Here is a 25,872-nt window from a genome sequence, read left to right as displayed (position 1 = left end):
GGTCTGCGTCGACCTTCCGTGTCAGCGGGCGTCGGTAGGCTGTCCGGGTGTCGGACTCCGCAAAGCCTACCCTCATGGTCATCGACGGCCACTCGCTCGCCTTCCGGGCCTTCTACGCGCTGCCGGTCGACAGCTTCGTGAACCGCGAGGGGCAGCACACCAACGCGATCCACGGCTTCATCTCGATGCTGCTGATGCTCCTGCAGCGCGAGAAGCCCACCCACCTGGCGGTGGCGTTCGACATCTCCCGGTTCTCGTTCCGAACGCGTGAGTACGCCGAGTACAAGGGCACCCGCTCCGAGACCCCGGCCGAGTTCAAGGGCCAGATCCCGCTCCTGCAGCAGGCGCTCGAGGCGATGGGCATCACCACCGTCACGAAAGAGGACTACGAGGCCGACGACATCCTCGCGACCCTCTCCAAGCAGGGCGCCGACCAGGGCTTCAAGGTCTACGTGGTCTCCGGTGACCGCGACTCGATCCAGCTCGTCAACGACGACGTCACGCTGCTCTACCCGTCCGTCCGCGGTGTCTCCGAACTCACCCGCTACGACCGCGACAAGGTCTACGAGCGCTACGGCATCGAGCCCCACCAGTACCCGGACATCGCCGCACTCGTCGGCGAGACCAGCGACAACCTGATCGGCATCGACAAGGTCGGCGAGAAGACCGCGGTCAAGTGGGTGACCCAGTACGGGTCGCTCGACGGCGTCCTCGAGCACGCCGACGAGATCAAGGGCGTCGTCGGCAACAACCTGCGCGAGCAGCAGGACCGGGCGATCCGGAACCGCCGGCTCAACCGCCTGGTCACCGACGTCGAGCTGCCCGTCGGTCCCGCCGACGTCGCACTCCGCCCGGTCGACGAGACCGCGGTGCGCGAGCTCTTCGCCAAGCTGCAGTTCCGCACGCTCCTCGACCGCGTCTTCAAGGTGGCCGGGTCGGGCGACCCCGCCGAGCCCGCGGCCGAGGGCACCGTCACCGACGGCGCGCCGACCCCGCCGCCCGTCAAGACGCTGATCGACGAAGAGCTCGGCTACTGGCTCGAGCGCCGCAACGCCACCGAGGCGGCGAACGGCTACGGCGTCGCGGTCGAGGTCATCGACGGACGCCTCAGCGCCATCGGCATCGCGACCCACGACGACGCCGTGCTGGTGCCGGGCGGCAGCGGCGCGAAGGACTACGAGCAGCTCTCGGCCTGGTTCGCCTCCGACGCCCCGAAGCACTTCCACGACGCCAAGGCCGCGATCAAGGCGCTCGGCACCGCCGGCTTCGTCGTGAACGGCATCGCCGGCGATGCCCGGATCATGGGGTGGCTCGCGCAGCCCGGCAAGCAGGGACAGCCGCTGTCCGACCTCGTCTACCAGGAGCTCGGCGAAGAACTGCCGACGGCCGACCCGAACCAGCTGGTCCCCGAGACCGACCCGGTCAACGTCGGGGTGCACGCGTGGTTCGTGCTCCGCGTCACCACGGCCCTGCGCGCCCGGATCGACGCGTCCTCGCTGCAGGTCCTCGACGACATCGAGCTGCCGCTCGTGTCGGTGCTGGCGGGCATGGAGACCATCGGCGTCGGCATCGACCGCCCGGTGCTGACCGGCCTGTCGAAGGAACTCGGGGAGCGCGCCGCCGAACTCGCGCAGCAGGCCTTCGCCGAGATCGGGCACGAGGTCAACCTCGGATCGCCGAAGCAGCTGCAGGAGGTCCTGTTCACCGAGCTCGCGATGCCGAAGACCCGCAAGACCAAGACCGGGTTCTCGACCGACGCCGCGAGCCTGGCCGACCTGCAGGAACAGCACCCGCACCCGTTCCTCGGGCTCCTGCTGCAGCACCGAGACGCCACGAAGCTCCGGCAGATCGTCGACACGCTCGACGCCGCCGTGGTGGACGGGCGCATCCACACCCGCTACGAGCAGACCGGTACGAGCACCGGCCGGGTCTCGTCGACCGACCCGAACCTGCAGAACATCCCGGTGAAGACGGCCGTCGGTCGCCGGATCCGGTCGGCGTTCGCGGTGGCCGAGCCGTACACGACGCTCGTCACCGCCGACTACTCGCAGATCGAGATGCGGATCATGGCGCACCTCTCCGGCGACCCGGGGCTGATCCAGGCCTTCAACGAGGGCGAGGACCTGCACCGCTTCGTCGGCGCCCGGGTGTTCGGCGTCGACCCGGCCGAGGTCTCGAACGAGATGCGCACCAAGGTCAAGGCGATGTCCTACGGCCTGGCCTACGGGCTGAGCGCCTTCGGTCTGTCGAAGCAGCTGCGCATCGAGCAGTCCGAGGCCCGCACCCTGATGACCGAGTACTTCGCTCGCTTCGGCGCGGTGCGCGACTACCTGCGCAACGTCGTCGAGCAGGCGCGCGAGGACGGCTACACCGAGACGATCTTCGGTCGCCGTCGCCCGTTCCCCGACCTGAAGAGCCCGAACCGGGTCCTGCGCGAGAACGCCGAACGTGCCGCGCTGAACGCCCCGATCCAGGGGTCGGCCGCCGACATCATCAAGATCGCGATGCTCGGGGTCGCCGACGACCTGCGCGAAGGCGAGCTGCAGTCGCACCTGCTGCTCCAGGTGCACGACGAGCTCATCCTCGAGGTCGCGCCCGGGGAGCAGGAGCGTGTCGAGGAGATCCTCCGCACCCGGATGGGCAGCGCAGCCGAGCTGACCGTCCCGCTCGACGTCTCGGTCGGTGTGGGGCCGAACTGGGAGAGCGCCGCCCACTGACCCGGGTGGCTCGGGAGTCCTGCCGACCCGCGGGTCGGTAGGGTCGGGGCATGAGCGAAGAGCGTCCTGTCCGCCAGCCGTCCGCCGTCGACCGCGTCGCCGAGGACTGGGTCACCACCCTCGTCGACCTCGACCCGACGACCGCCACGTACATCGGCGTCCCGGGGCGCACGGGGGAGTACGGCGACACCTCGCCCGCCGGCGCCGCCGCGATGGCCGAGGCCGCGCGCGGTGCGAAGCGTGCGCTCGATGCCGCTCCCGCCGTCGACTCGGTGGACCAGGTGACGAAGGCCGACCTCGGCGCCGAGCTGGACCTGGTGCAGGAGTCGTACGAGCGCAAGCTGCACCTCCGCGACCTCAACGTCATCGCGAGCCCGGCACAGTCGGTCCGCGAGATCATCGACCTGATGCCGACCGCGACCGAGGGCGACTGGCAGGACATCGCGAGTCGGCTGCAGGCGCTGCCGGATGCGCTCGAGGGCATCCGCGAGACCCTGCTCGAGGGCACGCGTGAAGACGTCACCCCGGCGAAGCGCCAGGTCGCGCTCATCGCCGAGCAGGCGGCGCGCACCGGCGCCGACGGCGGGATGTTCCGTCAGCTGGCCGACTCCGCGGCGTTCGAGGGCGACGTTCCCGTGCCGGAGGCGCTCCGAGCCGACCTGCACCGCGGTGCCGAGGTCGCCGCGGCGGCCTACCGCTCGTTCGGACAGTTCCTGGAGCACGAGCTGCTGCCGCTCGCCACCCCCGTCGACGCCGTCGGTCGCGAGGCCTACGAGCTGCACTCGCGCCGGTTCCTCGGCGCGGTCGTCGACCTCGACGAGACGTACGAGTGGGGCCTCGAGGAACTCGCGCGCATGCGGGACGAGCAGGAGCGCATCGCCGACCGCATCGAGTCCGGCGCGAGCGTCGCCCGGGCGATCGAGGTGCTCGACACCGACCCGTCCCGGATCCTGCACGGCACCGACGCGCTGCAGCGGTGGATGCAGGAGACGAGCGACGCGTCGATCGCCGCGATGGCCGGGACCTACTTCGACATCCCGGATCCGATCCGTCGCCTGGAGTGCCGGATCGCCCCCACCCAGGAGGGTGGGATCTACTACAGCGGCCCCTCCGACGACTTCTCCCGTGCCGGCCGCATGTGGTGGTCCGTCCCCGAGGGCGTCACCGAGTTCGGCACCTGGCGCGAGAAGACGACGGTCTACCACGAGGGCGTCCCGGGACACCACCTGCAGATCAGCCAGGGCGTCTACAACCGCGGCGAACTGAACACGTGGCGCCGGCAGCTGTCCGGGTCCTCCGGGCACGTCGAGGGCTGGGCGCTGTACGCCGAACGGCTGATGGAGCAGCTCGGGTTCCTCGACGACGACGGCGACCGGCTCGGCATGCTCGACGGGCAGCGCATGCGGGCGGCCCGCGTCGTGCTCGACATCGGCGTGCACCTGCAGAAGACGAACCCCGACGGCGGCGGCTGGACGTGGGAGTACGCGCTCGACTTCATGGGGCAGAACGTGAACATGGACCCCGCGTTCGTCCGGTTCGAGGTCGCCCGGTACTTCGGGTGGCCGGGGCAGGCCCCCTCGTACAAGGTGGGTCAGCGCGTCTGGGAGTCCATCCGCGACGAGGTCGCCGCCCGCGAGGGAGCCGACTTCGACCTGAAGGCGTTCCACCACCGTGCGCTCTCCCTCGGCAGCATCGGCCTCGACACCCTGCGGACCGCCCTGGTCGGGTGACGCGCCGTCGACACGCCCGGTTGTGGGGCCTCCGCCGGTGCGGTTAGACTTGTGCGGCGCAATCCGCGCCACTCAATCAATCGCCACGGCGGTGCACCACGGGGGCCGAGTCCCCGCACGCCATGGCCCGACTCATGTCCGTTCGGAGCAATCTCTACATGACAACCACTACGACCAAGGCTCCTAAGCAGGTCGCCATCAACGACATCGGTTCGGCTGATGACTTCCTGGCCGAGGTCGAGAAGACCCTGAAGTTCTTCAACGACGGTGATCTCATCTCCGGCACCGTCGTGAAGATCGACCGCGACGAGGTCCTCCTCGACGTCGGTTACAAGACCGAGGGCGTCATCCCCTCGCGCGAGCTCTCGATCAAGCACGACGTCGACCCCAACGAGGTCGTCGAGGTCGGCGACGAGGTCGAGGCCCTGGTTCTCCAGAAGGAGGACAAGGAAGGCCGCCTCATCCTGTCGAAGAAGCGCGCGCAGTACGAGCGTGCGTGGGGCGACGTCGAGAAGATCAAGGAGTCCGACGGCGTCGTGACCGGGACGGTCATCGAGGTCGTCAAGGGCGGTCTCATCGTCGACATCGGCCTCCGTGGCTTCCTCCCCGCCTCGCTCATCGAGCTCCGCCGTGTCCGCGACCTGACGCCGTACCTCGGCCAGGAGATCGAGGCGAAGATCCTCGAGCTCGACAAGAACCGCAACAACGTGGTCCTGTCGCGCCGTGCACTCCTCGAGCAGACGCAGTCCGAGTCCCGGACGACGTTCCTCAACAACCTCCACAAGGGCCAGGTCCGCAAGGGCATCGTGTCCTCGATCGTCAACTTCGGTGCGTTCGTGGACCTCGGTGGCGTCGACGGTCTCGTCCACGTCTCCGAGCTCAGCTGGAAGCACATCGAGCACGCCAGCGAGGTCGTCGAGGTCGGTCAGGAAGTCACGGTCGAGATCCTCGAGGTCGACCTGGACCGCGAGCGCGTGTCGCTCTCGCTCAAGGCGACGCAGGAGGACCCGTGGCAGGTCTTCGCCCGCACCCACGCGATCGGTCAGATCGCACCGGGCAAGGTCACGAAGCTCGTCCCGTTCGGTGCCTTCGTCCGCGTTGCCGACGGCATCGAGGGCCTCGTGCACATCTCGGAGCTCTCGAACAAGCACGTCGAGCTCGCCGAGCAGGTCGTCTCGGTCAACGACGAGGTCTTCGTCAAGATCATCGACATCGACCTCGACCGTCGCCGCATCTCGCTCAGCCTCAAGCAGGCGAACGAGGGCGTCGACCCGGAGAGCGACGAGTTCGACCCGGCGCTCTACGGCATGCCGACCGAGTACGACGACAAGGGTGACTACAAGTACCCCGAGGGCTTCGACCCGGAGACCAACGAGTGGCTCGAGGGCTACGACACGCAGCGCACCGAGTGGGAGGGCCAGTACGCGGCCGCCCAGGGGCGTTGGGAAGCCCACAAGGCGCAGGTCGCGAAGACCATCGCCGACGAGGCGCAGGGTGGCTTCGACCTCCCGGCCACGGCTTCCTCGTCGTCGTCGACCTCGTCGTTCGCCGGCGAGACGGGTGGCGCGAGCCCCCTGGCCGACGACGCGTCGCTCGCTGCACTCCGCGAGAAGCTCAGCTCGACCAACAACTGATCGAGCGGTTCGTCCCGACCGGAAGCCCGGCACCCCTGACAGGGTGCCGGGCTTCCGGCGTTTCCGGGCATCGGGGTCGTTACCCTGTTGCCGTGCACATCATCGGACTCACGGGCGGCATCGCCGCGGGCAAGTCGACCGTCTCCCGGCGCTGGGCCGAGCACGGGGCCGTCGTCGTCGACGCCGACCGACTGGCTCGGGACGCCGTGGCACCGGGCAGCCCGGGCCTGGCGCAGGTCGCCGAGCGGTTCGGTCCGTCGGTGATCGCCGCCGACGGTTCGCTCGACCGGCCGGCGCTCGGGTCGATCGTGTTCGCGGACCCCGCGGCGCGGAAGGACCTCGAAGCCATCACGCACCCCGAGGTCTGGCGGCTCGCGCAGCAGGCGTTCGACGCCGCCGAGGCCACCGACCCCGACGCCGTGGTGGTCTACGACGTGCCGTTGCTCGCCGAGGCTCGCGGCTCGCGTCCGCTCCGGTTCGACGCGGTCGTGGTGGTCGACGCCCCGGCGGCGCAGCGCATCGAACGGCTCGTCGAGCACCGCGGGATGCCCCGTGACGAGGCCGAGCGTCGCGTCGCCGCCCAGGCGAGCGATGCTGATCGTCTCGCCCTCGCCGACCACGTCGTCGACGCCACCGGGACGCTCGAGCAGACGATCCGCTCCGCTGACGAGGTGTGGGCGCGGATCACTCCATGAGCCACCGCCTGCTGCTCGTCCTCGCCGCGATCGTCCTCGTGGCGATCGGGGCCGCCTCGATCGTCGCCGCGAACGTCCTCGGTGCCCAGCGAGTGGCGGACAACGGCCGGGTCGCGGTGCACGAGCGGCCGTCGGGTGACGAACACGGGCCCGAGGGGGAGTTCCACCGGTTCCGGCTCGGAACGGTGAACGGTGAGCGGCTCACCCCGAACCGCGACGACTTCGCCGCACGCACCTCGGCTGACGGTCCGCTCCTGCTGTTCCTGCCGGCGACCCGATCCCGTCCCGCGGAGTACCAGCGGTTCCTCGGAGCAGCTCTGGCCGACGGCTACCACGTGCTCGGCCTCGACTACTGGAACCTGGGCCGCACCCTGTCGGGCACGTGTGAGGCGAACGCACGCTGCTACGGCATGGTGCAGCGGAACCGCTTCGACGGCACGCGGCCCTCGGCGTTCAGTGCGGTGAGTCCGGCTGGGTCGATCGTCTCGCGCTTCCGGGACGCCGTCGCGTACCTCGACGACCACGACCCCGACGGCGGTTGGGGGCGGTTCGTCCAGGGCGACGACCGCATCGTCTGGAACGACATCGTCGTGGCCGGGCACTCGCAGGGCGGCGGAGAGGCGGCGTACATCGCCCACATCCGCAGTGTCCACGGCGCGCTGATGTTCTCGTCACCCGTGGAGTCCCGCGGACCGGCGCATGCAGCGTGGATGGACCGCCCGGGCCGGACACCGGTGGACCGGATGTACGCCATCGACGACGTCCGTGACACGTTCGGCCCCCGCATCACCGGTTCGTGGGACGTCCTCGGGCTGAGCGGTGTGTCCGGGCCGTTCGAGACGGACACCGCACCGCCACTCGCCGGAGCGGACCCGCACGCGATCCTCACCGACCTCGGCGGCGAGGGCAAGGCGCACTCCCTGATCATCAAGGACTCGACGCCGCTCACCCGTGACGGCGTCCCCCGGATGCTCCCGCTGTGGCAGTGGATGCTGCACCGGTTCTCCACAGATCCCGCTGTTCCCTCCGACCGCTCATAGCGTCGCGCAATAGCCTTCCTGCGTGCAGCCCGTTCGTGATGAACCCGACCTGCGCTCGCTGATCCGGGCCCGTGCGGCCGACGGGGGCGTGCGCCACTTCCTCGAGGACGCTCGCTCGGAGCGCGTCCTCACCTACCGCGCGCTCGACGACGCGGTGACCGCCTGGTCGCGGACCTTCGACGCGATCGGCATCGCCCCGTCGGGTGCCGTCCTGGTCGACGTGGGTGACCCGCTCGCGTTCGCGGTCGTGCACCTGAGCGCCGTCGCGTCCGGTCGCCGCGCGATCCCCGTCGACACCGGCCAGCCGGCCACCGAGCCCGGCCGTCTCGCCGACCTCATCGGCGGAGCGTCCATCGTCGTGTCGGACCGCGCGGTGGACGCGACCGTCCCCGGGGCACCGGCGAGCGGGATCGACCCGGCCACGTTCCTCCCGACCGCCGTCCGTGACGGCGACCTGCCCGCCCACAGCCCGCACGCGCCGGGCCAGGGGTCCGTCGTGCTGTTCACGTCCGGGTCGACCGGCACGCCGAAGGGCGTCGAGCTGCCCGAGACGCAGCTGCTGTTCGTCGCCCGGGCCGTCGCACGGCACAACCGGCTCGTGCCGGACGACCGCGGGTTCAACTCCTTGCCGCTGTTCCACGTCAACGCCGAGGTGGTCGGACTGCTCGCGACGCTCGTCGCCGGCGCGACCCTCGTGCTCGACCGGCGCTTCCGTCGTACCGGGTTCTGGGACCTGCTCGCGGAACGACGGATCACCTGGCTGAACGCCGTCCCCGCCGTCCTGGCCGTGCTGGCGAAGACCGGGCCGCTCGAGTTCCCGCCGGGCCTGCGGTTCGTGCGCAGCGCGTCGGCGCCGCTGCCGGATCCGGTGCGCGCCGCCCTCGGTGACGTGCCGCTCGTCGTGAGCTGGGGCATGACCGAAGGCGCCTCGCAGATCACGGCGACGCCGCTCGACGAACCGGCCCGGCCCGGTACCGTCGGGGTGCCGGTCGGCTCCGAGGTGCAGGTCCGCGGCGAGGACGGCTCGGTGCTGCCCGCCGGCGAGATCGGTGCGCTGTGGGTGCGGGGCGAGGGGATCGTCCGGGGCTACCTGGGTGGCCGCGCGTCCGAGCGGTTCGACGCCGACGGGTGGCTCCACACCGGTGACGTCGGCTCCGTCAGCACCGACGGCTGGGTGTCACTGGCCGGACGCTCCGACGACGTCATCAACCGCGGTGGCGAGAAGGTCTACCCGTCCGAGGTCGAGGACGTCCTGCTCGGCGACCCACGCGTGCTCGAGGCGGTCGTCGTCGGCCGCCCCGACGACGTGCTCGGTGCCGTCCCGATCGCCTACGTGATCCCGCAGCCCGACGAACCCGTCGACCACGCAGCCCTCGTGGCCGACCTCGTGGCCCGGGCCGAGGCGCACCTGACCCGGTTCCGCCGACCGGTCGAGGTCATCGTCGTGCCCGACCTGCCGCGTGCACCCACCGGCAAGGTGCAGCGCGCGAAGGTCCGGACCATGGCCCGACCCTCGTGAACGGGGCGTCACGCGTGTTCCCTGCGTCGACCGGCGACGAGCCGGGGGTGCAGACGCCGACGCGTACGGCCGAGGGCAAGCCCCGGCACCTGTACGAGGTCGACGTGCTCCGCATCCTCACGTTCGCGTGCGTGATCGGGGTGCACACCACGAGCCACACCGCGGCCACCGACGACGTCGGGCTGAACGCGCTGCTCGCCCTGCTGCACTTCACCCGGCTGGTCTTCTTCTCGCTGACCGCGTTCGTGCTCGTGTACAGCTACACCTTGCGCCCGAGGCCGATGGCGCAGTTCTGGCCGAAGCGGTTCCTGCTCGTGGGCGTGCCGTACCTGGCGTGGTCGTTCGTCTACGTCGCGGCGGCGTGGCTGCTGAGTCCCACCCGCCGTGGCGACGTCCCCGACCTGGTGCGCACCGCGGCCGAGGGCATCGTCACCGGCACCTCGTGGTACCACCTGTACTTCCTGCTCGTGACGATGCAGGTGTACCTGCTCCTGCCGGTGATCGTCTGGCTGGTGCGCCGGACCCGTGGGCACCACGTGACCGTGCTGGTCGTGGCGTTCCTGGTCCAGCTGGTGGTGTTCGCCGGGTACAAGTACTTCCCGGCGAGCGACGCGTGGATGCAGGGGTACCAGAAGCAGTTCTTCTTCTCGTACGTCTTCTTCATCGTCTCGGGGGCGATCGCCGCCGACCACGCGGACGCGTTCCTGCGGTTCATCCGGGTCCACCGCCGTTCGGTCCTGTGGGCGTTCGCCGGCGTCGGTGGGCTCACCCTCGGTGTGTGGGCGCTGCAGGTCGGCCTCGGGCAGTCCCTCTACGCCGCAGGGACACCGCTGCAGCCGGTCCAGGTGGTCTGGAGCACCGCGGTGTTCGTCGGGTTCCTGGCGATCGGCGCGGCCTGGGCGGATCGACGGCGCCCCGGGAGCCGGACCGCCCGGTTCGTCGACTACGCCTCCGATCGCTCGTTCGGCATCTTCCTGAGCCACCCGTTCGTCATCTGGATCCTGCTCTACGGCGACAGCTGGCTCGAGGCCGTCGTGCCACGGCCGTGGCTCACCCTCGTCACCTACGTGCTCGTGCTGGTGCTGTCCGTCGCGGTGACCGAGCTGTTCCGGTGGACGCCCCTCAGCGTGCCGTTGACCGGGCGGCCGTCGTTGTCCTCTCGAGCGTCACGAGCGGCGCGGGCGCATCGGTCCGCAGGCGCGGGGGTGCCGCAGCGGTCGCCGGAACCGGTGGAGCCGGACGACGCCCTCGTCGGCGAGACCGACGACGTCGGGCGGCGCGCCGCGCGCTGAGCGCTCGCACCAGCCGTGCGGGGCGGTGGACACGTGGCGCGGCGGCCGGGAGGCACGTGGCGGGCCCGACCCGCGCCTCCCGGCCGTCGCGTGCGGACCACCAGGGCCGGCGCACGTTCCGCGCACCGGCTGCCGGCCGTCAAGCCGAGCGCTGCTCGGCCTTCGGGGTGCCGATCTCGAGCACGCCGTCGGTGGAGGTCAGCCGCTGGGGCTTCATGAACCACGCGACGACGGCCGCGGCTCCGAGCAGGACGCAGGAGAGCGCGAAGGGCACCTGCCAGCCGGAGGCGTCGATGAGCAGACCGAACACGATGGGCGAGACGACACCGGCGATGCCGAACCCGGTGTTCATGAAGCCCGAGGCCGTGCCGGACCACTGCGGCGCCACGTCCATCGGGATCGCCCAGAGGTTGGCGTTGCAGAGCTCGAGGAAGAAGAACGACAGGGCCAGCGAGATCGTCGCGACGAGCAGGCCCTGCCCGATCACGAGCGGGATGAGGCAGAGGAGCGAGCCGCCGAGCCCGATCACCAGGATGGTCCGGCGGGCGTTCCGGGTGTTCCCGCCGCGGTGGATGATGCGGTCGCTGAGCATCCCGCCGACCGTGTCCCCGACGACACCGGCCAGCAGGATGAGGGTGGTGAACAGGGCGAAGTCGCCGATCTCCAGGCCGTAGGTGGAGCTGAGGAACGTCGGGAGCCACGTGAGGAACACCCAGAGGGTCCAGCCGTACCCGAAGTCGACGAAGGTGACCGGCAGGATCTGCTTCGCCATCTGCCGCCACGGCACCGGGGGACGGGTCGCGCGGGTCTCGACCGGCGGGAGCTCGGCGAGCTCGACCTGCGTGATGCCCTTCGCGGACTCGGGCTTGTCCCGGAACCAGACGAACCAGACGACTGCCCACGCCAGGGACAGCACCGCGGTGGCGAAGAACGCCCAGCGCCAGCTGCCCGTCGCCCCGATCACCCACGCGACGATGAGCGGGGCCAGCGCGTTGCCGAGCCGTGCCGCGGAGTGCACCACGCCCTGGGCGAAGCCGTTCCGGTCGCGGGGGATCCACCGGCTCATCGCCTGCGTGGCGGTCGGGAACGCGGCGGCCTCGCTCAGCCCGAGCAGGGCCCGTGCGGCGACGAGGGTCCAGAAGCCGACCGCGAACCCGGTCCAGAGCGTCGCGACGCCCCAGATCACCGTGATGACGAAGAGCGCCCGGCGCGGGCCGAACTTCTCGCTGATCGTGCCGCCGAACACCTGCAGCAGGGCGTACGGCAACGAGAACGCGGAGACGATGAGACCGGCGGTCGCCTCGTTGAACCCGAACTCCTCGGTGATGTGCGGCAGCGCCGTCGAGATGTTCGTCCGGTCGATGTACGAGATCGCGTACATGCAGCAGAGCAGGACGAGCACGCGTCCGCGGATGCGTCCGCGGAACGGGGTGCCCTTGATCGGTGCGGCCGGGGTCGCCGTGGTCATGAGGCCTCTTCGGGGGAGTGGGAAGGAGTCGGGTGACTGAACGGATCGGACGGTATGCCCGTTGACCATCAGTCGACTTGGAGCCTGCTTGCAGCGGACAGTACGCCGAGGGCGAGCAGCGGTCCTCGGTGTCAGGGGTGCCGACTACCGTTGTCCCCATGGGTGTTGCGATCGAACCGACCCGAGCGGTGCGTCCGTTCGAGGTCATCAGCGAGTACTCGCCGAGTGGCGACCAGCCCGCGGCCATCGCGGAACTCGCCGGGCGGATCAACGCCGGTGAGACCGACGTCGTGCTGCTGGGTGCGACCGGTACCGGCAAGTCGGCGACGACCGCGTGGCTCATCGAGCAGGTGCAGCGGCCGACACTCGTGCTCGCGCACAACAAGACGCTCGCGGCCCAGCTCGCCAACGAGTTCCGCAGCCTGATGCCGAACAACGCGGTCGAGTACTTCGTCTCGTACTACGACTACTACCAGCCCGAGGCGTACGTCCCGCAGACGGACACCTTCATCGAGAAGGACTCCTCCGTCAACGCCGAGGTCGAACGACTCCGGCACTCCACGACGAACTCGCTGCTCAGCCGTCGCGACACCGTGGTGGTGTCCACCGTCTCCTGCATCTACGGTCTCGGCACCCCCGAGCAGTACATGAACGCATCGGTCGCGCTCCACGTGGGCCAGACGATCTCCCGCGACCAGCTCGTGCGCAAGTTCGTCGCCATGCAGTACCAGCGCAACGACGTCGACTTCGCCCGGGGCACGTTCCGCGTGCGCGGCGACACCATCGAGATCATCCCGATGTACGAAGAGCACGCGATCCGCATCGAGATGTTCGGTGACGAGATCGAAGCGCTCTCCTCGCTGCACCCGCTCACGGGCAACGTCATCGACGACCTGCCCGCCGTGTCGATCTTCCCGGCCTCGCACTACGTCGCGGACACCGACGTGATGCACCGCGCGATCGCCTCCATCAAGGAAGAACTCGCGGAACGGCTCGCCGAGCTCGAGGGCCAGGGCAAGCTGCTCGAGGCCCAGCGCCTCCGGATGCGCACCACGTTCGACATCGAGATGATGGAGCAGATCGGGTTCTGCTCGGGCATCGAGAACTACTCGCGGCACATGGACGGCCGTGGCCCGGGCGAAGCCCCGCACTGCCTCATCGACTACTTCCCCGACGACTTCTTGATCGTCATCGACGAGTCGCACGTCACCGTGCCGCAGATCGGTGCGATGTACGAAGGCGACGCCTCGCGCAAGCGCACCCTCGTCGAGCACGGGTTCCGCCTGCCGAGCGCGATGGACAACCGCCCGCTGAAGTGGGAGGAGTTCCTCGAGCGCGTCGGGCAGAAGGTCTACCTGTCGGCCACCCCGGGGCGCTACGAGCTCGGGGTCACCGACAGCGTGGTCGAGCAGATCATCCGCCCGACCGGCCTGATCGACCCCGAGATCGTGGTCAAGCCGAGCGACGGCCAGATCGACGACCTGCTCGAGGAGATCAAGCAGCGGGTGGAGAAGGACGAACGCGTCCTCGTCACCACGCTGACCAAGCGCATGGCGGAAGAACTGACCGACTTCCTCGGGAACGCCGGTGTCCGCGTCCGCTACCTGCACTCCGACGTCGACACCCTGAAGCGCGTCGAGCTGCTGACCGAGCTGCGGCAGGGCGTCTACGACGTGCTCGTCGGCATCAACCTGCTGCGCGAGGGGCTCGACCTGCCCGAGGTGTCGCTCGTCGCGATCCTCGACGCCGACAAGGAAGGCTTCCTCCGCTCGTCGACGTCGCTCATCCAGACGATCGGTCGCGCTGCCCGCAACGTGTCGGGCCAGGTGCTCATGTACGCCGACAAGATGACCGACTCGATGAAGACCGCGATCGAGGAGACCGATCGCCGTCGTGAGAAGCAGGTCGCCTACAACCTGGAGCGCGGCATCGACCCGCAGCCGCTGCGGAAGAAGATCGCGGACATCACCGAGGTCCTGCAGCGCGAGAACGACGACACGAAGGCGCTCCTGCAGGGTCGCCCCGGCACCGACGGCCGTCGGTCGCCCACGCCGAACCTCAAGCGCGGCGGCATCGCGGGCGAGGGTGCGACGCAGCTCGGTGCCACCATCGCCGACCTGAACGACCAGATGCTGCAGGCTGCGGCGGAGCTGAAGTTCGAGCTCGCGGCGCGACTGCGCGACGAGGTGCAGGACCTGAAGAAGGCCCTGCGCCAGATGGAGTCGGCCGGACATGTCAGCTGACGGCGCCCGCACGGTCGTCGTCACCGGTGCGAGCGCCGGGCTCGGGTACCACGCCGCCGAGCAGCTCGCCGCGGCGGGGCACCGTGTGGTGCTGGCGACGCGCGACCGCGGCCGGGCGGACGCCGCCGAGCGCAGCATCCGTCGGCACGTCGACGGGGCCTCCTCGCTCGCCCACGTCCACCTCGACCTCGCCGACCTCGACTCGGTCAGTGCCGCTGCCGACGAACTCGCCGCGCTGGAACCCGACGGCGTCGACGCGGTCGTGAACAACGCCGGGGTCGTCGGGGCGTCGACGCGGGGGAGCACGGCACAGGGCACCGAACTCCAGATCGGTACGAACCACCTCGGGCACTTCGCGTGGACCGCCCGGGTCCTGCCCCTGCTCGAACGACGAGCCGGCCGGGTCGTGCACCTCGGGTCGATCGCCCACCGATTCGCCCAGCTCGACGCGACCGATCCGCTCGGCGTCGGTCGGTACTCGAGCCACCGCCAGTACGCCAGGAGCAAGCTCGCCGTGATGCTGTTCGGCTTCGAGCTCGCCGAGCGACTGGCCGACTCGGGCTCATCCGTGTCGAGCGTCGTCGCGCACCCCGGCCTGTCGCTCGACCGCCTGTCGCCGGGCCGTCCCGACGTCAGCCCGACCAGAGCCGAACCCGAGTGGATCCGCCCGGCGCAGCGCATCGTCGCCCAGGGCAAGGACGTCGGCGCCCAGCCGCTCGTGCACGCGGCCGTCGGTCCTGACGTGCACTCGGGGGAGTACTGGGGCCCGGCGGGCTGGATGCAGCTCCGGGGCCCGGCCACGGTGGTCGCGGCCGAACCTCGGGCGCACGACCGCACCGTCGCAGCGCAGCTCTGGGCCGCGAGCGAGCGTGCATCCGGTGTCGCGTTCGCTCTCGACGCACTCGTCTGACCCTCCATCCCGGCCGAATGTCGGTGCCGCTTCGTAGAATCGACGACGATGACCATCACCTCTGACCCCGGTACCTCGACGTCGGGCCGGAACGCCTTCGGCGAGCCCGCTGACCTCCACCTCCCCGGCGGGACCGCGCCGCACAGCACCTCCACGCTCAGCGTGCGCGGCGCGCGCGTGCACAACCTCCGTGACGTCGACCTCGAGATCCCGCGCGACTCGCTCGTCGTGTTCACCGGCCTGTCCGGCTCGGGCAAGTCCTCGCTGGCGTTCGACACGATCTTCGCCGAGGGGCAGCGCCGGTACGTCGAGTCGCTGTCCGCCTACGCGCGCCAGTTCCTCGGCCAGGTCGACCGCCCCGACGTCGACTTCATCGAGGGGCTCTCGCCGGCGGTGTCGATCGACCAGAAGTCGACCAACCGCAACCCGCGGTCGACGGTCGGCACGATCACCGAGGTCTACGACTACATGCGTCTGCTCTGGGCGCGCATCGGGGTCCCGCACTGCCCGACGTGTGGCGAGGTGATCAGCAAGCAGACCGTGCAGCAGATCGCCGACCAGCTCATGCAGTTCGAGACCGGCACCCGCTTCCAGGTCCTCGCACCCGTCATCTCGAAGAAGAAGGGCGAGTTCGTCGACCTCTTCCAGGAGCTCGCGGCGTCCGGCTACGCCCGCGCGATCGTGGACGGGGAGCGCATCCAGCTCAGTGACCCGCCCAAGCTGAAGAAGCAGGTCAAGCACGACATCTCGGTCATCGTCGACCGACTGGTGGCGAGCGACGACATCCTCGGTCGTCTCACCGACTCGCTCGAGACCGCCCTGCGCCTGACCGACGGCACCGTCGGCATCGACCTGGTGGACCACGAGGGGCCCGGAGCGGTCCGGAACTACTCCGAGAACCTCTCGTGCCCGAACAACCACCCGCTCGCGCTCACCGAGATCGAGCCGCGGACGTTCTCGTTCAACGCGCCGTTCGGTGCGTGCCCCGAGTGCTCCGGCCTCGGCACCCGCATGTCGGTCGACCCCGACCTGGTGCTCGGCGACCCCGAGGCCTCGTTGCGTGACGGCGTCCTGCTGCCCTGGACCGGGACGAGCGGGCTGTACTCCTACTTCGAGAAGCTGCTCGGCGGCCTCGGCAAGGAGCTCGGCTTCTCGCTCGACACCCCGTGGAACCAGCTCGACCCCGCGGTGCAGGCGTCGATCCTGACCGGCAAGGACTTCCAGGTGTCGGTCTCCTGGCGCAACCGCTTCGGCCGCGAGATGCGGTACACGAGCGGGTTCGAAGGCGTCATGCCCTACATCGAGCGCAAGTTCGCCGAGGCCGAGTCGGACTCGCAGCGGCAGCGCTTCCAGGGGTACCTGCGCGAGGTCCCGTGCCCGGTGTGCGAGGGAACCCGCCTCAAGCCCGAGGTGCTCGCGGTGACGGTCAACGACCGCAGCATCGCGGACGTCACCGACATGTCGCTCGACAACGCGTACTCGTTCATGGACGAGCTGACGCTGACCGACCGCGAAGCGCACATCGCCGCCGCGGTCCTCCGCGAGATCCGCGCACGCCTCGAGTTCCTGCTCGAGGTCGGCCTGAACTACCTCACGCTGGCACGTGGTGCCGGCGGTCTCTCCGGCGGCGAGGCGCAGCGCATCCGCCTGGCGACGCAGATCGGCTCCGGGCTGACGGGCGTGCTGTACGTGCTCGACGAGCCGAGCATCGGCCTGCACCAGCGCGACAACCGTCGACTCATCGACACCCTGGTCAAGCTCAAGGACCTCGGCAACACGCTCATCGTCGTCGAGCACGACGAGGACACGATCCGCACGGCCGACTGGGTCGTCGACATCGGCCCCGGTGCCGGTGTGAACGGCGGCAACGTCGTGCACTCCGGTTCGTACGAGGGCATCATCGAGAACCGCGAGTCGATCACCGGCGACTACCTCGCCGGCCGACGCGCGATCGAGGTGCCGGCCGAGCGTCGCAAGGTCAACCTGAAGCGCGCCATCACCGTGCAGGGTGCCCGCGCGAACAACCTCAAGTCGATCGACGCGGACTTCCCGCTCGGTGTGTTCACCGCGGTGACGGGCGTCAGCGGGTCCGGCAAGTCGACGCTGGTGAACGACATCCTGTACAAGGTGCTCGCCAACCAGCTCAACGGTGCCCGACACATCGCGGGCAAGCACACCCGGGTGAAGGGCCTCGACCAGCTCGACAAGGTCGTGCACGTCGACCAGGCACCGATCGGCCGCACGCCGCGCTCGAACCCGGCGACCTACACGGGCGTGTTCGACCGCATCCGCCAGCTGTTTGCCGAGACGCAAGAGGCCAAGACCCGCGGTTACCAGCCCGGCCGCTTCAGCTTCAACGTCAAGGGTGGCCGCTGCGAGAACTGCGCGGGCGACGGCACGATCAAGATCGAGATGAACTTCCTGCCCGACGTCTACGTCGCGTGCGAGGTCTGCGGTGGTGCGCGCTACAACCGCGAGACGCTCCAGGTGCACTACAAGGGCAAGAACATCTCCGAGGTCCTCGACATGCCGATCAGCGAGGCGGCCGAGTTCTTCGAGCCGATCTCGGCGATCCACCGCTACATGGCGACCCTGGTCGACGTGGGCCTCGGCTACGTGCGTCTCGGCCAGAGCGCGACCACGCTCTCCGGCGGCGAGGCGCAGCGCGTCAAGCTCGCCACCGAGCTGCAGCGTCGCTCGAACGGCCGCACGGTCTACGTGCTCGACGAGCCGACGACCGGTCTGCACTTCGAGGACGTCCGCAAGCTGCTCCTCGTGCTGCAGAGCCTGGTCGACAAGGGCAACACCGTCATCACGATCGAGCACAACCTCGACGTCATCAAGTCCGCCGACTGGCTGATCGACATGGGGCCCGAGGGCGGTTCCGGTGGTGGCACGGTCCTGGCGACGGGTACCCCGGAGCACGTGGCGACCGTGCCGGAGAGCCACACCGGTGTCTTCCTGCGCGAGATCTTCGACGCGCAGGACGCCCGGGTCGGCAAGCAGCAGGCGGTCGGCGCACGCCAGGCCACCCAGGAGCAGCAGGGCGGCAAGCAGCAGGACGCGACCAAGCAGGCGAGCAAGCAGAAGGCGGGTGCTCGGTAGGTGGCGGACACCGTCCCGTGGCGTCCGAAGGCGGGGGAGATCCCGACCGACCCGGGCGTCTACCGATGGCGTGACGAAGCCGGTCGGGTGCTCTACGTCGGCAAGGCGAAGAACCTCCGCGCCCGGCTGAGCAACTACTTCGCGCCGCTGCCGACGCTGCACGAGCGCACGCGGCGCATGGTCCTCACGGCACGCAGCGTCGAGTGGACGACGGTCGGCTCCGAGATCGAGGCGCTCCAGCTGGAGTACACCTGGATCAAGGAGTTCGACCCGCCGTTCAACGTCAAGTTCCGCGACGACAAGTCGTACCCGTACATGGCGGTCACCCTGGGTGACGAAGCGCCGCGGGTGATGGTGACGCGCAACCGCAAGATCAAGGGCGCGAAGTACTTCGGTCCGTACCCGAAGATCTGGGCGGTGCACGACACCATCGACCTGATGATCAAGGTCTTCCCGATCCGCACGTGCTCGGACTCGTCGTACAAGAAGGCGATGCAGACGGGCCGCCCGTGCTTCCCGGGGCAGATCGGCAAGTGCGGGGGCCCCTGCTCGCAGAAGGTCACGATCGAGGAGCACCGCGCCCTCGTCGAGGAGTTCGTGCGCTTCATGAACTCCTACGACCGTCGGGTCATCACCGAACTCCGGCAGCGCATGGGGGCCTCGGCCGACGCGATGCAGTACGAGCAGGCCGCGAAGTTCCGCGACCAGGTCGAGGCGCTCGAGGCCGTGCTCGAGAAGTCCGCCGTGGTGCTCCGCGACTCGGTCGACCTCGACCTGTTCGGCATCGCGGAGGACGAGCTCGCCGCGGCAGTGCAGCTGTTCTCCGTCCGTGGTGGCCGCATCCGCGGTGTCCGCGGCTGGGTCGTCGACAAGGAGCTCGACATCGCCACCGGCGACCTCGTCGAGCAGATCGTGCAGGGCGTCTACGTCACCGACGAGCCGCCGCGCGAGGTCGTCGTCCCCGAGCTGCCGGAGGACGCCGACGCGCTGCAGGAGTGGCTCAGCAAGCGCCGGAACGGGCGCGGCACGAAGCTCAGCACGGCACAGCGCGGCGATCGCGCCGGGCTCGCCCGGACGGCCGCGCAGAACGCCGGGCAGGCGCTCATGCTCTACAAGACCAAGCGTTCGGCCGACTACACCACCCGGGCCGCAGCACTGGCCGACATCCAGGACGCCCTCGGCATGACCGAGGCGCCGCTCCGCATGGAGTGCTACGACATCTCGCACCTGCAGGGCACGAACGTCGTCGCGTCGATGGTGGTGTTCGAGGACGGCCTGCCGCGCAAGGACCAGTACCGCCGGTACTCGATCGCCGAGACCACCGACGACACCGACAGCATGTACCAGGTGCTCTCGCGGCGCCTGGCGCGGCTGGACGAGGACGCCGAGCTGCCGGACGTCCCGGACGTCACGACCGACGAGGTCGTCGAGGGGTCGAAGCCGACGAAACGGTTCGCGTACCGTCCGCAGCTGCTCATCGTCGACGGCGGCCAGCCCCAGGTGCAGGCCGCGAAGCGCGCGATGGACGAAGCCGGCGTGCACGACATCGCCCTGGTCGGCATCGCCAAGCGGCTCGAGGAGCTCTGGCTCCCCGACGACGACTTCCCGGTCATCCTGCCCCGCAACTCCGAGGCGCTCTTCCTCATCCAGCGAATCCGCGACGAGGCGCACCGGTTCGCGATCACCCACCAGCGCAGCAAGCGGAAGCGCGACGTCCGGTCGCGGCTGTCCGAGATCCCCGGTCTCGGCCCGAGCCGCGTCAACGCCCTGCTGAAGCACTTCGGCTCGGTCGCCCGGCTGCGTGAAGCCACGGCCGAGGAGATCGGCGAGGTGAACGGCATCGGTCCGGCGACCGCTGCCGCGGTGGTCTCGAAGCTGGCCCAGACGCCGACGAGCGCGCCGGCGACGAGCGCGTCCAGCGCCCCCGAACCGGACGCCGACGCGATCGCGGACACCGTGACCGAGAACGCGGCCACCCAGCAGACCGCCACCCAGCACACAGCCACCCAGCAGACCGCCACCCACCCGGGAGGCCCGGTGCGGGTCCCCGAGGTGACCAGCGACGGTCCGCAGCGACCGTCGTGACGAACCCCGCGCCTCCCGGCCGCCCCCGGGCGGTAGCCTGGTCCGGCAGCCGAGACCTCCCCGGGCGACGCGCCCGGGCCGCCACGACGGAGCCCACTCCCAGATGACCGACAGCGCCACCGCGACCACCCACGCGTCGCAGCACGACATCCTCATCGTCACCGGCATGTCCGGGGCCGGGCGGTCCACCGTCGGCAAGGCCCTCGAAGACCTGGGCTGGTACGTCGTCGACAACCTGCCCACGCAGATGCTGGCCCCGCTGACCGAACTGGCCGACCGCGCGGGAGAGAAGATCCCGAAGATCGCCACGGTGGTCGACGTCCGCGGCGGGCGGTTCTTCACCGACCCCGAGCACGCGGTCGAGCAGGTCCGCTCGAGCACCTCCGCGCGGGTCCGTGTGCTGTTCCTCGAAGCCACCGACGCCGTGCTGGTCCGGCGCTTCGAGCAGGTCCGCCGACCCCACCCGCTCCAGGGCGAGGACACCCTGCTCGACGGCATCGCCCGCGAACGAGCGCGTCTCGCCGGCCTGCGCGAGGCGTCCGACGTGGTGATCGACACCTCCGACCTCAACATCCACCAGCTCGCGAACACCGTGATCGAGCACTTCGCCGACGAGCACTTCGTGGGTGTACAGGTCACGCTGATGAGCTTCGGGTTCAAGTACGGTCTGCCCGCCGACGCCGACATGGTGGCCGACGTGCGGTTCCTCCCGAACCCCTACTGGGTCCCGGAACTGCGGCCCCACACCGGGCTGGACCAGCCGGTCTCGGACTACGTGCTGGCCCAGGCCGGAGCCCGTCCGTTCGTCGATCGCTACGCCTCCGTCCTCGAGCCGGTGTTCGAGGGGTACCAGCGCGAGAACAAAAGACACGCTACGATCGCCATCGGCTGTACCGGCGGGAAGCACCGCTCGGTCGCCATCGTCGCCGAGTTGGCGAACCTCCTCCGCGGGATGCCTGGCGTCGCCGTGCGTGTGAAGAACCGAGATCTCGGCCGGGAGTGACCGTCCCTCCGGCCGCTCCCACGCCCGTGCCGCCGGATCTGCGGGAACCACTGAACGAACGTTAGGAATGATGCTGTGCCGTTGACTGCCGAGGTCAAGGACGAACTGGCCAGGGTCGCCGTGAACCGCAACACGGTCCGCGCCGCCGAACTGGCCACGATCCTCCGGTTCGCTGGTGGTCTGCACGTCATCTCGGGCCGCATCGCGGTCGAGGTCGAGCTCGACACCCGGATCATCGTGCACCGGGTCCGCAAGGACCTCGCCGAGCTCTACGGCGTGCGCAGCGAGGCGTCGGTGGGCTCGTCGGCGTCCGCCCGCCGCGGGACCCGCTACCTGGTCCGCGTGCTCGAGGCGGGGGAGACCCTCGCCCGCCAGACCGGCCTGATGGACGCCCGTCGTCGTCCCGTCCGCGGGCTGCCGAACCGCCTCACCACGGGCAACCGTGAGGACCTCGCCGCCATCTGGCGCGGCGCCTTCCTCGCCTCCGGCACCCTGACCGACCCGGGTCGGGCCGCAGCGCTCGAGGTCACCTGCCCCGGCAACGAGGCCGCGATGGCCCTCGTCGGTGCCGCTTCGCGTCTCGGGGTCGCCGCGAAGGGCCGCGAGGTCCGCGGGGTGCACCGCGTCGTCATCCGCGACGGTGAGGCCATCGGTCAGATGCTGACCGTCATGGGTGCAGCGCGGACCACCGCTGACTGGGAGGAGATGCGCCAGCGTCGCGAGGTCCGTGCGACCGCGAACCGCCTGGTCAACTTCGACGACGCGAACCTCCGCCGTTCCGCGCAGGCCGCCGTGGCCGCCTGCGCGCGGGTCGAGCGTGCGCTCGAGATCCTCGGCGACGAGGTCCCCGACCACCTGCAGTACGCCGGCACGCTGCGCCTGCAGCACCGCGACGCGTCGCTCGACGAGCTCGGCCAGCACGCGGACCCGCCCATGACCAAGGACGCCATCGCCGGCCGCATCCGGCGCCTGCTGGCGATGGCCGACAAGCGGGCCTCCGACCTCGGCATCCCGGGCACCGAAGCGAGCGTTCCCGAGGAGCTCGAAGGGGCCTGAGAGCGGTCTGTCGACCCTGCGGACGGGAGGCGCGGTGCCAGCTGGCACCGCGCCTCCCGTCCGTTTCCCGGCCCGTTCTCGGACCCGTTCCCGGCCTGGTCGGCGACCGTCCGGACGGACCGTCATCCCGCTCGGGCACGCAGCGTCCGACTGCTAGGGTCGTTACGGCGACGTTACGGGGCGTATCGTCCACCACACGCGGGCCCGCCAGGGTGCGCGACTCCCGAAAGCAGCGCCCCCTGGGCGCTCCACACTCACCAGGAGATCCATTGACCGTCAAGATCGGTATCAACGGCTTCGGCCGCATCGGCCGTAACTTCTTCCGGGCCGCCCTCGCGAAGGGCTCCGACCTCGAGATCGTGGCGGTGAACGACCTCACCGACAACGCGTCGCTCGCCAACCTGCTGAAGTTCGACTCCATCACGGGCCGTCTCGGCGTCTCCGTCGAGCTCGACGGCGACAACATCGTCGTCGACGGCAAGGCCATCAAGGTCCTCGCCGAGCGCGACCCCGCCAACCTCCCCTGGGGCGAGCTGGGTGTCGACATCGTCATCGAGTCGACCGGGTTCTTCACCAAGGCCGCCGATGCGCAGAAGCACATCGACGCCGGCGCCAAGAAGGTCATCATCTCCGCCCCGGCCTCGGGTGACGACGTCACCATCGTGCTCGGCGTGAACGAGGACCAGTACGACGCGGCGAACCACCACATCATCTCGAACGCGTCCTGCACCACGAACAGCCTCGCGCCGCTCGCCAAGGTGTTCCACGACAAGTTCGGCATCGAGCGTGGCCTCATGACGACGGTGCACGCCTACACCGCCGACCAGAACCTGCAGGACGGCCCGCACAAGGACCCCCGTCGTGCCCGCGCCGCCGCGCTGAACATCGTCCCGACCTCGACCGGTGCCGCCAAGGCCATCGGCCAGGTCATGCCGGAGCTCGCCGGCAAGCTCGACGGCTTCGCGCTGCGCGTCCCGGTCCCCACCGGCTCGATCACCGACCTCACCCTCGAGACCAAGTCCGAGGTCACCGTCGACGAGATCAACGCCGCCTACAAGGAGGCCGCAGAAGGTCCCCTCAAGGGCATCCTGCTCTACAGCGAGGACCCGCTGGTGTCGACCGACATCACCACGGACCCGCACTCCTCGATCTACGACTCCGGCCTGACCAAGGTCATCGGCGGCCTCGTGAAGATCACCTCGTGGTACGACAACGAGTGGGGCTACTCGAACCGCCTCGTCGACCTCACCGAGTACGTCGGCGAGCGTCTGTAACACATGGCCCTCCGCACCCTCGAGGACCTCGGCGACCTCGCCGGCAAGCGCGTCGTCGTCCGCTGTGACCTGAACGTCCCGCTCAAGGACGGCACGATCACGGACGACGGCCGCGTCCGCGCGTCGCTGACCACGCTGAACACCCTCGTCAACGCCGGCGCACGCGTCATCGTGATCTCGCACCTGGGCCGCCCCGACGGGGAGCCCAAGCCCGAGTTCTCGCTCGCACCGGTGGCCCAGCGGCTCTCCGAGCTGCTCGGCAAAGAGGTCACGTTCGTCGGCGAGACCGTCGGCGACGAAGCGACCGCCGCGGCCGAGGCCCTCGAGGACGGCGACGTCCTGCTGCTCGAGAACCTCCGCTTCAACCCGGAGGAGACCTCGAAGGACGCCGCCGAGCGCGGTGCCTTCGCGGACCGCATCGCCGCCCTCGGTGATGCCTTCGTCTCCGACGGCTTCGGTGTCGTGCACCGCAAGCAGGCCTCGGTCTACGAGCTCGCGTCCGCACTGCCCAGTGCAGCCGGTTCGCTGATCGAGACCGAGTTGCGCGTGCTCGAGCGTCTGACCACCTCGCCGGAGCGGCCGTACACGGTCGTGCTCGGCGGGTCGAAGGTCAGCGACAAGCTCGGTGTCATCGACCACATCCTGCCGAAGGTCGACACCCTCTGCATCGGTGGCGGCATGCTCTTCACGTTCCTCGCGGCCCAGGGCCACGGGGTCGCGAAGTCGCTGCTCGAGGCGGACCAGCTCGACGTCGTCCGCGAGTACCTCTCGCGGGCGAAGGAGCTCGGTGTCACCATCGACCTGCCGACCGACGTCGTGGTGGCCTCCGCCTTCGCGGCAGACGCCGACCACGAGACCGTGGCGGCCGACGCCATCGAGTCCTCGTCGTTCGGTACGGACGGCATCGGCCTCGACATCGGCCCGGAGACCGCGGCCCGGTTCGCCTCGGCCGTCTCGGGTTCGAAGACCGTGTTCTGGAACGGCCCGATGGGCGTGTTCGAGTTCCCGGCCTTCGCCGCCGGCACGAAGACCGTCGCGCAGGCGCTCACCGAGGTCGACGGCCTCGGCGTCGTCGGTGGTGGCGACTCCGCTGCCGCCGTGCGGTCGCTCGGATTCTCGGACGACCAGTTCGGCCACATCTCGACCGGTGGCGGTGCGAGCCTCGAGTTCCTCGAGGGCAAGTCGCTGCCCGGTCTCGAAGCACTGGGGTGGACCGCATGAGCCGCACGCCGTTGATCGCGGGCAACTGGAAGATGAACCTGGACCACCTCCAGGCCATCGCCACCGTGCAGAAGCTCGCGTGGACGCTCAAGGACGCCCGGCACGACTTCGACGACGTCGAGGTCGCGGTGTTCCCGCCGTTCACCGACCTGCGGAGCGTGCAGACGCTCATCTCGGCCGACAAGCTGCCGATCCACTTCGGTGCGCAGGACCTGTCGCAGTTCGACTCCGGTGCCTACACCGGTGACGTCTCCGGCGCGTTCCTCGCCGCGCTCGACGCCCAGTACGTCATCGTCGGCCACTCCGAGCGGCGCACGCTGCACGGTGAGACCGACGAGGTCGTCGCGGCGAAGACCGCAGCGGCCGTCAAGCACGGCCTCGTCCCCGTGGTGTGCGTCGGCGAGACCGGCGAGCAGCGCGAGGAGCGCGGCGCCGGTGTCGTGCCGGTCGAGCAGCTCCGCGTCGTGCTCGACGCGGTCAAGCCAGCCGACATCGTCGTGGCGTACGAGCCCGTCTGGGCCATCGGCTCCGGCCAGGCTGCCACGGCAGAGCAGGCGCAGGACGAGTGCGCGGCCATCCGTCGTGGCATCGCCGCAGCCTGGGGCGACCAGGCTGCTGCCGACACCCGAGTGCTCTACGGCGGCTCGGTCAAGTCGGGCAACATCGCGGGGTTCCTCCGCGAGCCCGACATCGACGGCGCGCTCGTCGGTGGCGCTTCGCTCGACGTGCAGGAGTTCGCGGCCATCGCCCGGTTCCGTCAGCACGTCGGGCTGTAGTCCACAGGCGTCGTCGCGGGCAGTCGTCCGCACCACTCCCGTCCAGGTACCGGCCGTGCTCCGCGCGGCCGGTACACTGGTACGGCTGACTGACACGAAAGGTA

The 25,872-nt window shown here is 69.9% G+C and carries 17 protein-coding genes; 16 read left to right on the top strand and 1 reads right to left on the bottom strand.

Features of this window, described 5'->3' with window-relative positions; genetic code table 11:
- Positions 1-74 precede the first annotated feature (74 nt).
- From polA to DEJ01_RS07500, 7 genes are all read left to right on the top strand, one after another.
- Positions 75-2,717 carry a DNA polymerase I gene (gene polA, locus DEJ01_RS07530; RefSeq protein ID WP_258375661.1) on the top strand — a complete coding sequence of 881 codons (2,643 nt, stop codon included), beginning with the start codon at positions 75-77 and terminating at the stop codon, positions 2,715-2,717.
- Positions 2,718-2,767: 50 nt separating this feature from the next.
- Positions 2,768-4,447 (top strand): DUF885 domain-containing protein, encoded by a 1,680-nt coding sequence (locus tag DEJ01_RS07525; protein ID WP_111092636.1) that lies wholly within the window; start codon positions 2,768-2,770, stop codon positions 4,445-4,447.
- 158 nt (positions 4,448-4,605) lie between these two features.
- On the top strand, positions 4,606-6,081 hold the full coding sequence (rpsA, locus tag DEJ01_RS07520; protein WP_071403741.1) for a 30S ribosomal protein S1: 1,476 nt from the start codon (positions 4,606-4,608) through the stop codon (positions 6,079-6,081).
- A 92-nt stretch (positions 6,082-6,173) separates the two neighbouring features.
- Entirely contained in the window at positions 6,174-6,776 is a 603-nt protein-coding gene (gene coaE / locus DEJ01_RS07515; RefSeq protein WP_111092635.1) for a dephospho-CoA kinase, read from the top strand.
- Complete coding sequence (locus DEJ01_RS07510; protein WP_111092634.1) at positions 6,773-7,816, top strand: hypothetical protein; 1,044 nt, start codon at positions 6,773-6,775, stop codon at positions 7,814-7,816. Before coaE ends, DEJ01_RS07510 begins: the two co-directional genes overlap by 4 nt.
- A 22-nt stretch (positions 7,817-7,838) precedes the next feature.
- On the top strand, positions 7,839-9,335 hold the full coding sequence (locus tag DEJ01_RS07505) for an AMP-binding protein (RefSeq protein ID WP_111092633.1): 1,497 nt from the start codon (positions 7,839-7,841) through the stop codon (positions 9,333-9,335).
- A gap of 47 nt (positions 9,336-9,382) precedes the next feature.
- Positions 9,383-10,627 carry an acyltransferase gene (locus DEJ01_RS07500; RefSeq protein WP_181438382.1) on the top strand — a complete coding sequence of 415 codons (1,245 nt, stop codon included), beginning with the start codon at positions 9,383-9,385 and terminating at the stop codon, positions 10,625-10,627.
- A gap of 139 nt (positions 10,628-10,766) precedes the next feature.
- On the opposite strand, the gene DEJ01_RS07495 is transcribed toward DEJ01_RS07500, so the two are convergent.
- Complete coding sequence (locus tag DEJ01_RS07495; RefSeq protein WP_181438381.1) at positions 10,767-12,095, bottom strand: MFS transporter; 1,329 nt, start codon at positions 12,093-12,095, stop codon at positions 10,767-10,769.
- 170 nt (positions 12,096-12,265) lie between these two features.
- Between DEJ01_RS07495 and uvrB the strand changes: the two genes are divergently transcribed.
- The 9 genes from uvrB to tpiA all read left to right on the top strand — a co-directional run bounded on the left by uvrB (position 12,266) and on the right by tpiA (position 25,768).
- Entirely contained in the window at positions 12,266-14,338 is a 2,073-nt protein-coding gene (gene uvrB / locus DEJ01_RS07490) for an excinuclease ABC subunit UvrB (protein WP_071403981.1), read from the top strand.
- A complete protein-coding gene (locus DEJ01_RS07485; protein WP_111092630.1) occupies positions 14,328-15,248 on the top strand; it encodes an SDR family NAD(P)-dependent oxidoreductase in 921 nt (306 codons plus the stop codon). Before uvrB ends, DEJ01_RS07485 begins: the two co-directional genes overlap by 11 nt.
- 48 nt (positions 15,249-15,296) lie before the next feature.
- On the top strand, positions 15,297-18,353 hold the full coding sequence (gene uvrA, locus DEJ01_RS07480) for an excinuclease ABC subunit UvrA (protein WP_258375660.1): 3,057 nt from the start codon (positions 15,297-15,299) through the stop codon (positions 18,351-18,353).
- The gene (gene uvrC, locus DEJ01_RS07475) at positions 18,354-20,438 is read left to right on the top strand and encodes an excinuclease ABC subunit UvrC (protein WP_111092629.1); all 2,085 of its coding nucleotides are present in this window, start codon (positions 18,354-18,356) and stop codon (positions 20,436-20,438) included.
- A 103-nt stretch (positions 20,439-20,541) separates the two neighbouring features.
- Entirely contained in the window at positions 20,542-21,441 is a 900-nt protein-coding gene (gene rapZ / locus DEJ01_RS07470) for an RNase adapter RapZ (RefSeq protein ID WP_027465691.1), read from the top strand.
- A 75-nt stretch (positions 21,442-21,516) separates the two neighbouring features.
- Positions 21,517-22,497 (top strand): DNA-binding protein WhiA, encoded by a 981-nt coding sequence (gene whiA / locus DEJ01_RS07465; protein ID WP_027465690.1) that lies wholly within the window; start codon positions 21,517-21,519, stop codon positions 22,495-22,497.
- A 269-nt stretch (positions 22,498-22,766) separates the two neighbouring features.
- The gene (gene gap, locus DEJ01_RS07460) at positions 22,767-23,771 is read left to right on the top strand and encodes a type I glyceraldehyde-3-phosphate dehydrogenase (RefSeq protein WP_017887253.1); all 1,005 of its coding nucleotides are present in this window, start codon (positions 22,767-22,769) and stop codon (positions 23,769-23,771) included.
- 3 nt (positions 23,772-23,774) lie between these two features.
- Positions 23,775-24,992, top strand: coding sequence for a phosphoglycerate kinase (locus DEJ01_RS07455; protein WP_111039100.1), 1,218 nt, complete (start codon positions 23,775-23,777; stop codon positions 24,990-24,992).
- Positions 24,989-25,768: a triose-phosphate isomerase gene (tpiA, locus tag DEJ01_RS07450; protein WP_111031855.1), complete on the top strand. Its 780-nt coding sequence runs from the start codon at positions 24,989-24,991 to the stop codon at positions 25,766-25,768. Before DEJ01_RS07455 ends, tpiA begins: the two co-directional genes overlap by 4 nt.
- The last annotated feature ends 104 nt before the right edge of the window (positions 25,769-25,872 follow it).

The sequence above is a fragment of the Curtobacterium sp. MCLR17_040 genome (genome assembly GCF_003234735.1).
In the GTDB taxonomy this organism is placed as follows: Bacteria; Actinomycetota; Actinomycetes; order Actinomycetales; family Microbacteriaceae; genus Curtobacterium; species Curtobacterium flaccumfaciens.
This window is presented reverse-complemented; position numbering and strand designations above follow the sequence as displayed.

Excerpts from the sequence above, each read along its gene's own strand:
- rpsA (WP_071403741.1), top strand. The coding sequence starts at position 4,606 with ATGACAACCACTACGACCAAGGCTCCTAAGCAGGTCGCCATCAACGAC.
- uvrA (WP_258375660.1), top strand. The coding sequence starts at position 15,297 with ATGACCATCACCTCTGACCCCGGTACCTCGACGTCGGGCCGGAACGCC.
- DEJ01_RS07495 (WP_181438381.1), bottom strand. The coding sequence starts at position 12,095 with ATGACCACGGCGACCCCGGCCGCACCGATCAAGGGCACCCCGTTCCGC.
- polA (WP_258375661.1), top strand. The coding sequence starts at position 75 with ATGGTCATCGACGGCCACTCGCTCGCCTTCCGGGCCTTCTACGCGCTG.
- DEJ01_RS07485 (WP_111092630.1), top strand. The coding sequence starts at position 14,328 with ATGTCAGCTGACGGCGCCCGCACGGTCGTCGTCACCGGTGCGAGCGCC.
- rapZ (WP_027465691.1), top strand. The coding sequence starts at position 20,542 with ATGACCGACAGCGCCACCGCGACCACCCACGCGTCGCAGCACGACATC.
- DEJ01_RS07525 (WP_111092636.1), top strand. The coding sequence starts at position 2,768 with ATGAGCGAAGAGCGTCCTGTCCGCCAGCCGTCCGCCGTCGACCGCGTC.
- DEJ01_RS07455 (WP_111039100.1), top strand. The coding sequence starts at position 23,775 with ATGGCCCTCCGCACCCTCGAGGACCTCGGCGACCTCGCCGGCAAGCGC.
- DEJ01_RS07510 (WP_111092634.1), top strand. The coding sequence starts at position 6,773 with ATGAGCCACCGCCTGCTGCTCGTCCTCGCCGCGATCGTCCTCGTGGCG.
- tpiA (WP_111031855.1), top strand. The coding sequence starts at position 24,989 with ATGAGCCGCACGCCGTTGATCGCGGGCAACTGGAAGATGAACCTGGAC.